Annotated in this window: 13 protein-coding genes; 3 read left to right on the forward strand and 10 right to left on the reverse strand. The window is 71.0% G+C overall.

The genetic code is table 11. The features are described 5' to 3' along the window. Nucleotides 1-65: 65 nt before the first annotated feature. Nucleotides 66-881: a serine hydrolase gene (locus JYK18_RS38675; RefSeq protein ID WP_206808778.1), complete on the forward strand. Its 816-nt coding sequence runs from the start codon at nt 66-68 to the stop codon at nt 879-881. Here the strand turns inward: JYK18_RS38675 and JYK18_RS38680 are convergent. The 10 genes from JYK18_RS38680 to JYK18_RS38725 all read right to left on the reverse strand — a co-directional run bounded on the left by JYK18_RS38680 (nt 878) and on the right by JYK18_RS38725 (nt 12,020). Next, entirely contained in the window at nt 878-1,822 is a 945-nt protein-coding gene (locus tag JYK18_RS38680) for a D-2-hydroxyacid dehydrogenase family protein (RefSeq protein WP_206808779.1), read from the reverse strand. The two genes, JYK18_RS38675 and JYK18_RS38680, sit on opposite strands and share 4 nt — an antisense overlap. A gap of 21 nt (nt 1,823-1,843) precedes the next feature. Further along, nucleotides 1,844-3,061 carry an endonuclease/exonuclease/phosphatase family protein gene (locus JYK18_RS38685; protein ID WP_206808780.1) on the reverse strand — a complete coding sequence of 406 codons (1,218 nt, stop codon included), beginning with the start codon at nt 3,059-3,061 and terminating at the stop codon, nt 1,844-1,846. A gap of 76 nt (nt 3,062-3,137) precedes the next feature. Continuing rightward, nucleotides 3,138-4,439 carry a GrpB family protein gene (locus JYK18_RS38690; RefSeq protein ID WP_206808781.1) on the reverse strand — a complete coding sequence of 434 codons (1,302 nt, stop codon included), beginning with the start codon at nt 4,437-4,439 and terminating at the stop codon, nt 3,138-3,140. Between the two features lie 41 nt (nt 4,440-4,480). Beyond that, entirely contained in the window at nt 4,481-5,341 is an 861-nt protein-coding gene (locus JYK18_RS38695; protein ID WP_206808782.1) for a shikimate dehydrogenase, read from the reverse strand. Next, entirely contained in the window at nt 5,331-7,172 is a 1,842-nt protein-coding gene (mltG, locus tag JYK18_RS38700; RefSeq protein ID WP_307796257.1) for an endolytic transglycosylase MltG, read from the reverse strand. Before mltG ends, JYK18_RS38695 begins: the two co-directional genes overlap by 11 nt. After that, complete coding sequence (ruvX, locus tag JYK18_RS38705) at nt 7,169-7,660, reverse strand: Holliday junction resolvase RuvX (RefSeq protein WP_206808783.1); 492 nt, start codon at nt 7,658-7,660, stop codon at nt 7,169-7,171. Before ruvX ends, mltG begins: the two co-directional genes overlap by 4 nt. Next, a complete protein-coding gene (alaS, locus tag JYK18_RS38710; RefSeq protein ID WP_206808784.1) occupies nt 7,657-10,314 on the reverse strand; it encodes an alanine--tRNA ligase in 2,658 nt (885 codons plus the stop codon). Before alaS ends, ruvX begins: the two co-directional genes overlap by 4 nt. Nucleotides 10,315-10,429: 115 nt before the next feature. Continuing rightward, nucleotides 10,430-10,717, reverse strand: coding sequence for a hypothetical protein (locus JYK18_RS38715; protein ID WP_206808786.1), 288 nt, complete (start codon nt 10,715-10,717; stop codon nt 10,430-10,432). Beyond that, complete coding sequence (locus JYK18_RS38720) at nt 10,714-11,112, reverse strand: DUF948 domain-containing protein (RefSeq protein WP_206808788.1); 399 nt, start codon at nt 11,110-11,112, stop codon at nt 10,714-10,716. The genes JYK18_RS38715 and JYK18_RS38720 overlap by 4 nt, the downstream gene beginning before the upstream one ends. Before the next feature lie 44 nt (nt 11,113-11,156). Beyond that, nucleotides 11,157-12,020 (reverse strand): helix-turn-helix transcriptional regulator, encoded by an 864-nt coding sequence (locus JYK18_RS38725; protein WP_206808790.1) that lies wholly within the window; start codon nt 12,018-12,020, stop codon nt 11,157-11,159. A gap of 95 nt (nt 12,021-12,115) precedes the next feature. On the opposite strand from JYK18_RS38725, the gene JYK18_RS38730 reads away from it, so the two are divergent. Together JYK18_RS38730 and JYK18_RS38735 are read left to right on the forward strand one after the other, a co-directional pair. Then, complete coding sequence (locus JYK18_RS38730) at nt 12,116-12,952, forward strand: phosphoribosylaminoimidazolesuccinocarboxamide synthase (protein ID WP_206808792.1); 837 nt, start codon at nt 12,116-12,118, stop codon at nt 12,950-12,952. Between the two features lie 41 nt (nt 12,953-12,993). Beyond that, nucleotides 12,994-15,060 (forward strand): phosphocholine-specific phospholipase C, encoded by a 2,067-nt coding sequence (locus tag JYK18_RS38735; protein WP_206808793.1) that lies wholly within the window; start codon nt 12,994-12,996, stop codon nt 15,058-15,060. Nucleotides 15,061-15,093 lie beyond the last annotated feature (33 nt).

Below are 15,093 nucleotides of genomic sequence, written 5' to 3' on the forward strand. Positions count from 1 at the left end.
CAGATTCTAAAATGACGCGGAGGGCACTCAGTAGGCCATTCGGCCGCTGATTGTAGGGTGGGCCCATGGAGAGCTTGCGGTTGATCGACCAGTGGCCGGTGGAGAACGCGGCAGCGGCGGTGGTGCGCGCCGACGGCACCGTGGCCGGCCGCCACGGCGACGCGGGCCGGGAGTTCCCGCTGGCCTCGGTCACCAAGCCGCTCACCGCCTACGCGGCGCTGATCGCCATCGAAGAGGGCGTCGTCGAGCTGGACACCCCGGCCGGTCCAACCGGCGCGACCGTCCGGCACCTGCTCGCCCACACCTCCGGCCTGGCCTTCGACTCACCCAAGACCCAGGCCGAGCCGGGGAACCGCAGGATCTACTCGAACACCGGGTTCGAGCAGCTCACCGAGGTGCTGACCGAGCACTCCGGCATCCCGTTCGCCTCCTACCTGGACCAGGCGCTGTTCGAGCCGTTGGGCATGGCGAACACCCGGCTCGACGGCTCCCCCGCCGCGGGCGCCGTGTCCACCGTGGACGACATGGTCCGGTTCGCCGCCGAGGTGCAGCAGCCCAAACTGCTCGACGCGTCGACCGTGGCGGAGGCGACGTCCGTGGTGTTCCCCGGGCTGACCGGCGTGCTGCCGGGCTACGGCAACCAGAAGCCGAACGACTGGGGCCTCGGCTTCGAGATCCGCGACCACAAGAGCCCGCACTGGACGGGTTCGGCCAGCTCACCGCGCACGTTCGGCCACTTCGGGCAGTCCGGCACGTTCCTCTGGTTCGACCCGGACGCCGGGGCGGCGTGTGTCGCGCTGGCTGACCGCGCCTTCGGCCCGTGGGCGATCGAGGCGTGGCCGCCGTTCACCGACGCCGTGCTCGCGGAACTGGGCGGCTAGGGCTCCATCACCCGGATCGGGCTGCCCGCCTGGTAGGCGGCGATGTCCTCGACGGCGTCGCCGTAGAAGATCTCGTAGACCTCGCGGGTGACGTAGCCGATGTGCGGGGTGAGCACGGCGTTGTCCAGTTCGCGGATGGGGTGGTCCGCGGCCAGCGGTTCCTCGTCGTAGACGTCGATCGCGGCCGCGCGGATCGTCTTGGCGCGGAGGGCGTCGAGCAGCGCGGTTTCGTCGATGATCGGGCCGCGCGAGGTGTTGACCAGCAGCGCGGTCGGCTTCATCAGCGCGAACTCGTCCGCGCCGACCAGGCCGCGCGACCGGTCGCTGAGCACCAGGTGCACCGACAGCACGTCCGACTGGCGGAACAGGTCCTCCTTGTTCACCGCGGTGACACCGTGCTCGGCGGCCCGCGCCTGGGTTAGGTTCTGGCTCCAGGCGATGGTCTCCATGCCGAACGCCTGTCCGATCCGCGCGACACGGGCGCCGAGCCTGCCCAGGCCGAGCAGGCCAAGCGTCTTGCCGTGCAGGCCGGTGCCGACGGTGCGCTGCCAGCCGCCGTCGCGCACGGACTGGAACTCGGTCGGCAGGTTCCGCGAGGCGGCGAGGATCAGCGCCCACGTGTGCTCGGCGGTCGGGTGCGCGATGTAGCCCGTGGACGACACCACCACGCCGAGGCGGTTCGCCGCGGCCACGTCGATCGCCGCGTTCCGGCGACCGGTGCTCACCAGGAGCTTCAGGTCGGGCAAGCGGGACAGCAGCGCCTCGTCGAAGCGGGTGCGCTCGCGCATCGCCACGACCGCCTCCACCCCGGCGAGCCGCCGAACCAGTTCGTCCTGGTCGCCGATGTGCTCGGTGAACACCTCGACCTCGGCCCCGAGTGAGTCCCAGTCGGCGAAGCTGAGCGCGACGTTCTGGTAGTCGTCCAGGATGGCGATCTTCATGGCGGCCAGGCTAACTCCCGCTCAGAACCACCGGGGCACCAGCACGTCGACCCGGACCAGGCGGTGGTCGGAGGCGTCGTTCAGCCTGGCCAGCGGCGAGTCCGGCAGCGGCCAGAAGACCTCGGCCCGCCACGGGACCAGCCCGTGCGACGGCAAGACGTAGTCGACGCGGAGATTGCCGGGCGTGTTGTCCGCGAAGTCGCCGGTGTCCAGGAACGCCGGACCGCGGTGCGTGGTGTTCGCGCCGCCCTGGTCACGCGCGGCCTGTGCGCCGCCGAGGCTGCCGGGGTGCGGGTCGATCACGCGCGGTGCGCGCAGGAGGCGCTCGATGCCGCCGTCGATGCCGTCGCCGTCGTGCTGGTCGGCGTTGTTGTCACCGGCCACGACGAAGCGGTCGCGCGGGCCGAGCCCACCCCGGCCGCCGCGGTCGTCGTAGATGTACCCGGCTTTGCCCGGGGTGACGTAGTCGGCCCAGAACCGGACCTCGTCGTGGTTCTTCGTGCCGTTGCGGTCCTCCGGTCCGTCGAAGACCGGCGGCGTCGGGTGCGACACGAGGAAGTGCACGTCCGACCCGGCGACGCGAATCGGCAGGTCCCAGTGCGATTTCGAGGACAGGCGCAGGACGTTCAGGATCTCCGGGGAGTACCAGTCGCCCTTCGCCGGGGTGGCCGGGTCGTCGGGCAGCAGCGCGTCGGGCATGTCGACCCAGCGGAACCGCTGGAACGTCCGCGCGGCGGCGATGTCGATCGGGTACTTCGACAGCACGAGCATGCCGTACTGGCCTTCGAAGGTGCCGAACCCGTGGGCGTCGTTGCCGCCCTCGACCTTGCCGTTCCGGTCCAGGTCGAACCCGGTGGGCACACCCGTGTTGGCCGGCGCGGTGAAGGCGTACGGGTAGTCGATCGGCGCGGCACCGTTCTGGCCGACGCCCAGGTAGTTCTTCCGGAACAGGTCGGCCGCCGCGTTGCCGGGGACGTAGTCGAACTCGTTGACCAGCAGCACGTCGGGGCGGTTGCGCTGGATGACCTCGGCGGCCTCGCGGGCCTGCGCGTTGTCCGGGGTGGACAGGTCGGCCACGAGCTGGCCGGCCTGCGCGCGGTTCAGCGACGCGTTGAACGTGGCGAACCGGACGCTCTTCGACGCGCTGGCCTCCGCTGCCGGGGTGGCCGCCGGAGTGGTCGCGGCGACCAACGCGGCCACCGCGAGCACGGACGTCAGGAACCACCTGGATCGCTGCATGTGTTCTACCTCCCGGGTCGGCGTCACCCTAGGCGAACACGACCGGGTGAAACAGAACCCGGGAGGTGAACACTCGCTACGCCTCCGGCGTGAACGCGCGGAAGTAGAGGAACCGCGGCGCGGTGGTCAGGGACACGAACGCGCGGGGCGACACCTCGCGGCACTCCGGCAGCGGCATCGGCTCGTCGATCACGTCCACGGTGAACCCGGCTTCGCGCAGCGCGCCGAACGTCTGGCTCAGCGGACGCCGGTAGAACCGCACGTCGACCTCGCGGTCGCCGAGTTCGAACTGGTCGGTCACCTGCTCGCGGCGGAAGTAGTCCGGCCGGTCGAACCAGTGCCAGTCCTCGGGGTGGTGCACCGACATGACCAGCGCGCCGCCCGGGCGCAGGACGCGCCGGAACTCGGCGAGCACCGGGCCCCAGTCCTCCAGGTAGTGCAGCACCAACGACGCGGTCACCAGGTCGAACGCGTCGTCCGCGAAGGCGAGCGGTTCAGCCAGGTCGCCCTGCTCGAACCGGGCGCGGTCGCCGTACTCGCGTTTCGCCACGTCGACCATCGCCGGGCTGCCGTCGAGGCCGACCACGTCGGCACCTCGCTCGGCGAGTGCGGCGGTGAGGTGCCCGGCCGCGCAGCCGACGTCGAGCACGGTGCGCCCGGCGAGCTCACCGGCCAGGCGCAGGATCGCGGGCCGGTCGTACAACTCCTGGTACGGGTTGTGCCGGGAGTGCTCGGCGTAGTCGGCGGCGAAGCCGTCGTACTGGTCGTGCTCGGTGGACGCGACCGCGGCGCGGCGCGACACCGGCTCACCGAGCGCGCGGCCCATGATCTCGTCGACCACGTCGTTCTTGGCATCGGCGTAGTTCTGGATGTACTTCCACTTCCGCGCGGCGAGCTGGCGTTTTGTCGCGGCGTAGAGCTCGCGGTCGTCCTGGTTGGACCGCAGGCGGTCGCGGAAGGTCCGGTACCGCTCGATCTCCTTCGTGTCGGGTGAATAGACGTGCAGGTTGATGTTCGTGTCCGGTCCTTTGAACGCCCGGTGCCGCTCCCAGTCGGGTTCGCGGATCGTCAGCACGTAGCCGGCGGCTTCCAGCTGCGGCACGTAGGCGCCTTCGTCGTCGGAGTCAGGCACGATCAGCATGATGTCGATGATCGGCTTGGCGCACAGGCCGGGCACCGAGGTCGAGCCGACGTGTTCCATCAGCACGACCGTGTCCCCCAGGACCTGTCGGATGCGGGCGGCCTCGCGCTCGTACAACGCGGGCCACGCGGGGTCGTAGTCGACGAGCGTGACGGTGGAGTTGAGCACCGGCGGCTTGTCGACCCAGGCGGTTTCCACGTCGGAATCGGAATACTTCTCGCGATCCGGTTTCGGCATGACTGGCTTGGTCCTTCCTCAAGGCAGTCCGCCAACGTAACTCAGCCCAGGGGCAGCGGCAAGATCTTTCCGGTGGCCTCGCGCAGCGCGTCCCGCATCGCTTCCCGGGGCGCGGTGCGGCCGGTGATGTGCTCGAACTGCCGGAACGCCTGGTGCAGCAGCATGTCCAACCCGGTGGCCAGGCGGCCGCCCCGCGCGGCCACCGCTTCGGCGAGCGGGGTGGGCCACGGGTGGTAGATGACGTCCAACAGGCACGACGCGGTGGCCAGCTCGGCCAGGTGCGGTTCGATCGCGGCCGGCGGCACGGTGTTGACCAGCACGCCGGCCTTCGCGACGGCGTCGCCGAAGTCGGTGTCCGACCAGCGCGACACGTCCACCGCCACGCCCGCGCGTTCGGCTGCCGCGACCGTCTCCCCCGCCCTGACCGGGTCCCGGACGATCAGCCGCACCGAGCGCACGCCGAGTTCAGCCAGTGCGACCACGGTCGCCGCCGCGGTGCCGCCCGCGCCGAGCACCACCCCGGTGTCGCCGCTCGCGGGCTGGTAACCGCCCGCGGCGAGCAGGGCGCCGGTCACGCCGTCGACGTCGGTGCAGTCGGCGAACCAGCGGCCGTCGCGGCGGACGAGCGTGTTGATCGCGCCGACCGCGCGGCCGCGTTCGGTCACTTCGTCGGCGAGTGCGATCGCGGCGCGCTTGCCGGGCATGGTCACCGAGAACCCGGCCCACTCCGGGCCGAGGTCCCGGATGAACGCGGGCAGGCCCTCGCCGTCCATCTCGATCCGGTCGTAGCGCCAGTTCGACATGCCCAGCGCCGCGTAGCCCGCGCCGTGCAGCACGGGCGACAGCGAGTGCGCGACGGGCTTGCCGAGGATCCCGGACCGGTGGGGCGACTCAGTAGGCACCGCGTTCCTTGGCGAGCGTCCGGTTCTGGTTGTGTTCTTCCAGCGTCTCGGCGAAGCAGGACAGCCCGTTCTTCTCGCACTTGACGAAGAAGAGCATCGGCCCCTCGGCCGGTTTCGCCGCCGCGTCGATCGCTTCCTTGCTCGCCGACGAGATCGGCCCCGGGGTCAGGCCCTTGTTCTGGTACGTGTTGTACGCACCGGCCTTCGCCCGGTCCTCCGGGGTGGTGGTCACGATCGGCCGGTCCAGCACGTAGTTGATGGTGGAGTCCATCTCCAGGCGCATGTCGTCGTCGAGCCGGTTGTAGATCACCCGCGCGATCTTGGTGAAGTCCTGCTGCACGCCTTCGCGCTCCACGATCGAGGCGATCACCAGCAGCTCGTAGGGCGTCTTCCCGGTGCCGTCGGCCGCCTTCGGCAGGCCGGCCGCCTGGAGGCGCGAGGTCGACACCTTCAGCACCTCGGTGAGCAGTTGGGTGGCGTCCCAGCCGGGCTTCACGTCGTACACGCCGGGCTGGATCAGCCCTTCGATGCGTCGCTTGGGTTCGACCTTGCCCGCGCCTTCGAGCGCCCAGTCGGGCACGCCGAGCGCGGCCAGGTCGGCGGTCTCGGAGACCTTGCGCAGCTCCTCGACCGGGACGCAGGTGCTCGCGCCGTTGACCGTCGCACACGAGGACTTCGACAGCAGCGAGATCACGCCGTCGGTGGTCTTGCCGTCGGGCTGGACGATGTCGTCGAGCTGGGTGCCGCCGCGGATCTGCAGCACGCCCTTGCGCGAGCCGGGGTCGACCAGCTTGCCCACCGCGCTGGTGCCCGACATCTTGGTCTTCATCTGGTAGTAGCCGGGCTGGATGCTGCGGACCTTGTTCTCGTCCTCGGCCGCCTTGGTGAACGCCTTCTGGCTGGCGACCACGCCGGCCTGCGTCATCTTCGTGGCGATCGCGTTGGTGGAGTCGCCCGCGGCGACCTCGACCAGCACGTCGGACTCGCCGGTGCCCTCGAAGTCGTCGTAACCGAACCCGAGCAGTTCCTGCGCGCCGAACCAGGCGGCGCCGCCGACCACGACGATCACCAGGATCGCGGCGACCCAGCCGAACGCGCGCTTGCTGCGCTTCTTGCGGCGGGGGCGCGGCTCGTCCGGCGGCTCCTCGCCGATGCGCTCCGGCGCCGCGCGGTCCTCGTCGTCGTACTCGGCGTACTCGTCTTCGTCGTAGTAGTCGTCGTCGTAGAACTCGTCGTCGGCGAAGCTCTCGTAGTCGTCGTCACGGTCACGGCTGCGGTCACGCTCGTCGAACTCGGGCACCGGTTCAGGGTCCGGTTCGCGGCCGTATCGCGCCACCTGACCGGCGTCGATCACCTCGGTCGGGCGATCGTCGGGCGGCGGCTGCGGCGGTGCCGGGGGCGGAGTGGGGCGACGGCGCGCCGGGGGCGGCGGTGCCGGGCTCTCGGCGCGGGGACGTCGCACCGGTTGAACCGGCGGGCGCGCGGGGGCGCGGCGCGGCGGCTGCGGTTCCACCGGCGCGGGTTCCGCAGGCGCGGGGACGCCGAGCTCCGGCGTGGCGAGCGAGTCCTCGTCGACGTAGCGGTGGCGGCGCCGCGGGGGCGCGGGGTCGGGCCGTGAAGGCGGTTCGTCGGCGCGCAGGCGCCGTCGGCCGCCGCCGCCCTCGCGGGGTGGCGGCATGCGGAGTTCACCTTCGCGGCGGACCGGCTCGTCGTCCTCACGCAACCGGCGACGCCCGGCAGCACGCGGCCGAGCGGGCTCAGGAGGCACGTCGGTCTCCCGCCGCCGTCGTCTGCCGCCGCCCTCGGGTACCCCGGGAGACTCGCTCCTCACGACTCACCCTTCCGCGCGCGGAACGCCGCACGCCCGTCCAGCCAGCCTTGGAGAATCTCGACGGCGGCCGCCTGGTCGACCACCGCGCGCTGCTTGCGTCCCTTCACACCGCGCTGCGAGAGCATGCGCGACGCGGTCACCGTGGTGAGCCGCTCGTCGGCGAAGCGCACCGGGACCGGGGCCACCCGCTCCGCGAGCAGTTCACCGTATTCGACCGCGATGACGGCGGCGGAGCCGTGCCGGTCCGCGAGCGTCCGGGGAAGTCCCACGATCACCTCGACCACCTCGTGCTCGACGACCAGGCCCGCCAGCTGCTCAACGTCACCATTGTCTGCCGCATCACGCTTTAGGGTAACGAGTGGCGAGGCAAGAAGGGGCGCCGGATCACTGAGCGCAACGCCGACCCGGACCGAGCCGACATCCACCGCAAGCCGACGGCCGGCCCCGGGATCCTGCTCCCCGGGCCGGTCCGCCTTCCGCTGGGTCACCCGCCGGCTACCGCGGCGCGCAGCGCCTCGATCGCCTGGGGCACGCCGGCCGGGTTCGACCCGCCGCCCTGCGCCATGTCCGGCTTGCCGCCGCCACGCCCGCCGATCGCCTCGGCGAACGAGGGCACCAGCTTGCCCGCCGCGAAGCCCTTGTCCCGCGCACCCGCGGTGGTGGCCACGACGAAGCTGACCTTCTCCCCCGCCGGTGAGAACAGCGCGACCACGCCGGGCCTGCTGCCGAGCCTGCCGCGGATCTCGGTGGCCAGCGCGCGCAGCCCGTTGCCGTCGATCCCGTCGACCTGCTCGGCCACCACGCTGACCCCGCCGAGGTCGACCGCCTTGTCCGCGAGGTCACCGGCGGAGCCCAGCACCTCGCGGGTCTTGAGCTGCTCGATCTCCTTCTCCGCGGACCGCAGTCGCGACAGCAGGTCCTCGATGCGCGACGGCAGCTGCTCGGTCGGCACCTTCAGCGAGCCGGCGAGCTGCGAGACCAGCAGTTGCTCCTTGCGGACGTACCGCAGCGCATCCGTGCCGACCAGCGCCTCGACGCGGTGCACGCCCGAGCCGATCGACGCGTCGGACACCAGCTTGACCAGGCCGAGCTGGCCGATGCGGTCGACGTGCGTGCCACCGCACAGCTCGCGCGAGTAGTCGCCCATGTCGACCACGCGCACGTCGTTGCCGTACTTCTCGCCGAACAGCGCGACCGCGCCCAGTTCGAGCGCCTTGTCCTTGGTGGTGACGTAGCTCTGCACCTCGACGTCGGTCTGGAGGTAGTCGTTGACCTCCTCCTCGACCTCGGTCAGCACGTCGGCCGAGACCGGGCCCGCGGTGGTGAAGTCGAACCGCATGCGCCCGGGCGAGTTGAGCGAACCGGCCTGCGCCGCGCGCTTGCCGTACGCCCCGCGCACCGCGGCGTGCACCAGGTGCGTGGCCGAGTGCGAGCGCTCGATCATCGACCGGCGCGCGGCGTCGACCGAGCCGGTCAGCTCGGTGTCGAGCCCGAGTTCGCCCTCGACGACCTCGACGCGGTGCACGAACAGCCCCTGCACGACCTTCTGGACGTCGTACACCTTCAACTCGACGCCGTTGCCGATCAGCACGCCCGTGTCGGCGACCTGACCACCGCTTTCGGCGTAGAACGGGGTGCGGTCCAGCATGACCTCGGCCTTGCGGCCGGCGCCGACGCTGCGCACCGGCACCCCATCGGCGAGCAGGCCGATCACCCTGGCGGTCGCCTGCAGGTCGGAGTAACCGAGGAACTGCGTCTCGCCGTGCTGTTCGAGCACCTCGCGGTAGACCGACAGGTCGCCGTGCCCGCTCTTGCGGGAGGCCGCGTCCGCCTTCGCGCGCTGGCGCTGTTCCTCCATCAGCGTGCGGAAGCCGTCCTCGTCCACGGTCAGGCCCTGCTCGGCGGCCATCTCGAGGGTGAGGTCGATCGGGAAGCCGTAGGTGTCGTGCAGCTGGAACGCCTTGTCGCCGGCCAGGATGCCGCCGCCGGCCGACTTGGTCTCCTCGGCGGCGAGATCGAAGATCCGCGAGCCCGAGGTGAGCGTGGAGAGGAAGGCCTCTTCTTCGGTTTTGACCACGTCGGAGATACGGTCGAAATCGGCGACCAGTTCAGGGTAGGACGGGCCCATCGCGTCACGGACCACGCCGGCGAACTCCGGCAGCACCGGTTCGTGCACGCCGAGCAGGCGCATCGAGCGCACGATGCGGCGGAGCAGGCGGCGCAGCACATAACCGCGGCCGTCGTTGCCGGGGGTGACCCCGTCGCCGATCAGCATCACGCCGGAGCGGGCGTGGTCGGCGATCACCCGGAAGCGCACGTCGTCGGTGTGGTCGGCGCCGTAGCGGCGGCCGGAGAACTCCTCGGCGCGGGCGATCACCGGGCGCACCAGGTCGGTCTCGTAGACGTTCTCCACACCCTGCAGCAGGTAGGCGACGCGCTCGACGCCCATGCCGGTGTCGATGTTCTTCTTCGGCAGCTCGCCGATCGGCGGGTGGCCGTACTTCGGGCTCTGCTCCCCGCGCACGTCCTGCATGAACACGAGGTTCCAGATCTCGAGGTAGCGGTCCTCGTCGACGACCGGGCCGCCCTCGCGGCCGAACTGCGCGCCGCGGTCGTAGTAGATCTCCGAGCACGGGCCACCGGGACCGGGCACGCCCATGTCCCAGTAGTTGTCCCGGCCGTCACGCGACTGGATGCGCTCGGACGGCACGCCGGCGACCTTCTGCCACAGGCCCGCCGCCTCCGAGTCGTTCTCGTAGACGGTCACCCAGATGCGTTCCGGGTCGAAGCCGAAGCCGCCCTCGTCCTGGGACTTGGTGATCAGCTCCCAGGCGTTGGCGATTGCGCCTTCCTTGAAGTAGTCGCCGAAGGAGAAGTTCCCGGCCATCTGGAAGAACGTGTTGTGCCGGGTGGTCTTGCCGACCTCGTCGATGTCCCCGGTGCGCACGCACTTCTGGATGCTGGTGGCGCGCGGGTACGGCGGCGGCACCTCACCGAGGAAGTAGGGCTTGAACTGCACCATGCCGGCGTTGACGAAGAGCAGGTTCGGGTCGTCCAGGATCAGCGAGGCGCTGGGCACCCTGGTGTGCCCCTTGCCTTCGAAGTGGGCGAGGAAGCGCTTGTTGATCTCGTGTGTTTCCACTGGTCTTTCCTTGCGCTGGGGCTCGGCCGCGGGCAGGCGGCCACGCGCCGAGCCGGGATCAGGGGCTGGCTGCGGCGGCGGAGGGTCCGGCGCGGCGTCGGCGGACGCGGCCCGGTCAGCCCTCCGCCCGGCGAGCTCGCCGCACCGCGGCGTGCCTGCCCTGCGGGCGCGACGGAAGACCGGTGCGGTCCTCGACCATGTCGTTCAGCTCCTGCTCGCGCTCGTTCATTCCCGCGCGGACCTCCGCGCCGAACGAGCCGACGGCGCCGGCGAGTTCGCGCATGGCGTCACCGAGGTTCGCCGCGACACCGGCCGGGGTGGCCTGCCGCGCGGTTTCGGTCGCCTTGCGCGAGAGGGCGACGCCGGCGACCACTCCGACTCCGAGCCAGAACAGCCGCTTCATGACTTCTTGCTCCTCTTCCGGCCGCGGACCGGCTTCCCGTTCGCCTTGGCCCGGCGCGCCTTGACGGCCTTGCTGATGCCGTAGGACAGCGCCGCGGTCTTGACCAGCGGCCCGCCGAGCGTCGCGGTGAACACCGACGACAGCGCCGAGACGTTGCCGCTGACCGCCTGCGCGTTGGCGGTGATCCCGTCCACCCGCTCGAGCTGGGTGTTGACGTGGGTGATGGTCTGGTTGGCCCCGGTGAGCAGCGGATCGGTGTTCTCGTGCGCCTTGCGGATGGCGATGGTCGCCTCGTCCAGCGTGCGGCCGAGCTTGAGCAACGGGATCGCCAGCAGCACCACCAGCACAACGAAGGCGCCTGCGGCGATGAGCGCGGCGATCTGCCCTGCCGACACGGGGTCCTCCCTGGAGATTCGGGGCGAGCTGATTGCCGGTCAGGCTACCGTGCGTGGCTGTCCTCCACCGTACTGGCCCGGTGCTGTCCCAGCCGCCGCAGGAACTGCGTGCTTTCGCGCACGCCGAGGGCCCGCTCGCGCAACGCGGTGAACCGCTCGACGGCGTCGCGCAGCGCGGCGGGGCGGTCGCAGAAGACGTCCCGGTCGTGCCCGCTGGTGATCATCACCGCGGGCGCGGGGCGCGGGAAGAAGTGCAGGGTGAGGGTGCGCCCGAGGAAAGGGTGCGCGCCCGCGCCGGTGGGCAGCACGTGGATCTCGACGTTCGGCGCGGTCTCGTTCAACCAGCACAACCGCGCCAGTTGCGCGGCCATCACCGCCTCACCGCCGATCCCGGCGCGCAGCGCCGCTTCGCCGAGCACGCAGCGCAACCGCAGGCGCGGCCGGTCGGTGCGTTCGAGGCACTCGCGCCGGGAGAGGTGGAGTTCAACCAGTTTGACCGGCTCACCCGGGAGCAGGGCCTCGGCGTACGCGCGCACCTGCAGCACGGGCGGGATCAGCTCACCGGAGTAGTGGGCGGTCTCGCGGGCCTGCGCTTCGAGGGCGAGCACGCGGCGCAGGTTCGCCGGAACGGGTATCGCGCCGTAGGTGCCGCGCGGCTTGCGGCTGCGGGACGCCCGCGCGAACCGGATCATCTCCTCGCGCTGACCGGCCCCGGCGCCGTAGCGGACGAGGAGCTTCTCGAGTTCCGCCGGTTTCGCGCCGGACCGCCCGAGTTCGAGGTCGCCGATCTTGGACGGGGTGCAGCCGAGCAGTTCGGCCGCCTCGCCGCGGGTGACGCCCGCCTGCTCGCGCATCCGGCGCAGCACGGCCGCGACCTGCACCCGTTCGGTGGGGATGGGCTGGGACACCGCGTCACGGTAGCACAAGTGGCCTATGCCACTACTCCGTGTGCTAGAACGCTGTGAAGCCGCTGGAGAACGACCACGCACCGACGGGATGACGCATGAAGCACGTGCACGCAGGCAAGGTCCGCGATCTGTACGAGTGGGAAGGCGACATCCTGCTCGTGGCGTCCGACCGCGTCTCCGTCTACGACGTGTCGCTGCCGACGCCGGTGCCGGACAAGGGCAAGCTGCTCACCCAGCTGTCGGTCTGGTGGTTCGAGCACCTGCGCGAGGTGGTGCCCAACCACCTGATCTCGGCCACCGACGTGCCCGCCGAATTCGCCGGGCGCGCGATCCGCTGCAAGCCGCTGAAGATGATCCAGGTCGAATGCATCGCGCGCGGGCACCTGACCGGGCTCGGCCTGCGGGAGTACCAGCGCGACGGCGCGGTGTCCGGCATCCGCCTGCCCGAGGGCCTGGTCGAGGGTGACAAGCTGCCGGAGCCGATCTTCACGCCGACCACGAAGATCTCCGACACCGGGCACGACGAGTTCATGACCTTCGACGAGGTGGTGAACGAGATCGGGCAGGACACCGCGGACCGCCTGCGCGACCTGACCCTGGAGATCTACCGCAAGGGCGCCGAGCACGCCGCGGGCAAGGGCGTGATCATCGCGGACACCAAGCTGGAGTTCGGCTTCGACGCCGACGGCACGCTGACCCTCGGCGACGAGGTGCTCACCTCCGACTCATCGCGGTTCTGGCCGGCCGATGAGTGGGAGCCGGGACGGCCGCAGCGCTCGTTCGACAAGCAGTTCGTGCGCGACTGGTCGATGACGACCGGCTGGGACCAGACCCCGCCGGGCCCGGAGATCCCCGCCGACGTGGTCGCCGCGACGAAGGCCAAGTACGCCGAGGTCTACGAGCGGATCACCGGCAACACCTGGACAAGCTGAAGTTCTTGTTCCGTTCACCGGGTTAGGCAAGGGTTCGGGCCATGCCTGAACTGTCACGCCGCCGGGTGCTGGCCACCACCGGGGCCGCCGTCGCCGGCTCGCTGCTGCCACCCTCACTGCACGCCGCCATGGCCGCGCCGATGCGCCGGGGCCGCGGCCTCGCCGACGTCGAGCACGTCATCGTGCTCATGCAGGAGAACCGCTCGTTCGACCACTACTACGGGACGCTGCGGGGTGTGCGCGGGTTCGGCGACGCGCACCCGCTCCCGCTGCCCGGCGGTGGCGACGTGTTCAACCAGCCGAACCCGGCCGGTGGTGTGGTGCTGCCGTTCTCGCTGCGCGAGGGCGCGGCGAGGGCGGGGCGCGACCCGGACGACATCCAGTACCTCGGCGACCTCGACCACAGCTGGGGCGGCAGCGGCAAGGCGTGGGCCAAGGGCTGGAACAACGCGTGGATCGCGGCGAAGGGCCCGGCCACGATGACCTACTACGACCGCGCGGACATCGCGCTGCAGTACGAACTGGCCGACACGTTCACCATCTGCGACGCGTACCACTGCTCGATCTTCGGTTCCACCAACCCGAACCGGAACTTCCTGATGACCGGCACCACCGGGTTCGAACCGAACGGGTCGCGGGCGGTGACCAACGCGGCCTACTCGTACGACCACCCCGGTTACTCCTGGACGACCTATCCGGAGCGGTTGCAGGCCGCCGGCGTGTCGTGGCGGATCTACCAGGAGTGGGACAACTTCACCGACAACGCGGTCGAGTACTTCGTGCCGTTCAAGAAGATCGGGCACAAAATCCTCGCCGGGGTGCCGGGTGGGTACCGCACGACCGAGGAGTTCTACTTCGCGCTGTTCGACAAGTCGCCGGAGGAACGGAAGGCGCTGCTCGCGAAGTTCGACGAAGGGGTCGCGGGGTTGACCGCGGCCGAGCGCGAGCTGTTCGACCGGGCGCTGTTCCGCGGGGAGCCGGAGTCGCTGGCCGGGCGGCTGCGCGCGGACATCGCGGCGGGCACGCTGCCGAAGGTCAGCTGGCTGGTCCCGTCGGCGGCGGACTCGGAGCACCCGGGCGCGTCGACCCCGGTGGGCAGCGCGAACCTGATCTACGACGTGCTCGACGCGATCGCCGCCGATCAGGAGACGTGGTCGAAGACCGTGTTGCTGCTGAACTTCGACGAGAACGACGGCTACTTCGACCACGTGCCGCCGCCGGTGCCGCCGGCCACCGCGCCGGACGACGCCGATCACGCGGGCGGGCAGCCGCTCGGGTTCGGCCCGCGGGTGCCGATGACCGTGGTGTCGCCGTGGACGATCGGCGGTTACGTGGATTCGACCGTGTACGACCACACCTCGGTGATCCGGCTGCTGGAGAAGTGGACCGGGGTCGCCGAACCGAACATCTCGGCGTGGCGGCGGACCGTCGCGGGCGACCTGACCGGGGCGTTCGACTTCGACCGCGCGGGACAGCCGCCGTCGGTGGCCAAGCCGGGGCCGGTTCCCGAGCCGATCTCGCGCTGGCACCCGACTCCCCCGGCCGAGCAGGCCCTGCCGACGCCCGAGCCGGGCCGACGCCGCGCGCGGGCGCTGCCGTACCAGGCGTCGGTGTCCGGCGGGCTGACCCCGGGCGGCGAGCTCGCGATCTCGCTGCACAACGGGGGCGCCGCCGCCGCGCACTTCGCGATCTACGCGTACACGGGCGAATTGGTTGAACCGGCGCACCGCGATGTGACCGGCACGCTCACCGAGACCCTCCCGAACAAGGGCGACGAGTACCGCGTGCTCGTGCAGGGTCCGAACCGCGGTTGGTGGGAGCTGCGCGGCAGCCGCTCGGGGGCGGCGGCCGGGGTGAACGTGAGCACGCGGTTCCTGCCGCACCGGAACGGGCTGGAGCTGACCCTCCAGAACTCCGGCGCGGCCGCGGTGTCGCTGCGCTTGGACGGCGGCCGTGTCGTGCGGGTTGAACCGGGCAAGTCCGCGCAGGTCCCGGTGCGCACCGAGGCCGGCTGGTACGACATCCGCGTCACCGCGGACGGCGACCCCGCCTTCCTCCGCGCGTTGACCGGGCACGTGGAGAACGGGCAGCCCAGCTTCACGCCGTAAAGCCACGCGGTATAGGTCGTTATACGGGTGCCG

This window comes from Amycolatopsis sp. 195334CR, from assembly GCF_017309385.1.
GTDB lineage: Bacteria > Actinomycetota > Actinomycetes > Mycobacteriales > Pseudonocardiaceae > Amycolatopsis.

Bases quoted from the DNA above. Each gene is read 5' to 3' on its own strand.
- JYK18_RS38680 (WP_206808779.1), bottom strand. From the start codon at position 1,822: ATGAAGATCGCCATCCTGGACGACTACCAGAACGTCGCGCTCAGCTTC.
- JYK18_RS38715 (WP_206808786.1), bottom strand. From the start codon at position 10,717: ATGAAGCGGCTGTTCTGGCTCGGAGTCGGAGTGGTCGCCGGCGTCGCC.
- JYK18_RS38685 (WP_206808780.1), bottom strand. From the start codon at position 3,061: ATGCAGCGATCCAGGTGGTTCCTGACGTCCGTGCTCGCGGTGGCCGCG.
- JYK18_RS38735 (WP_206808793.1), top strand. From the start codon at position 12,994: ATGCCTGAACTGTCACGCCGCCGGGTGCTGGCCACCACCGGGGCCGCC.
- JYK18_RS38690 (WP_206808781.1), bottom strand. From the start codon at position 4,439: ATGCCGAAACCGGATCGCGAGAAGTATTCCGATTCCGACGTGGAAACC.
- JYK18_RS38675 (WP_206808778.1), top strand. From the start codon at position 66: ATGGAGAGCTTGCGGTTGATCGACCAGTGGCCGGTGGAGAACGCGGCA.
- JYK18_RS38730 (WP_206808792.1), top strand. From the start codon at position 12,116: ATGAAGCACGTGCACGCAGGCAAGGTCCGCGATCTGTACGAGTGGGAA.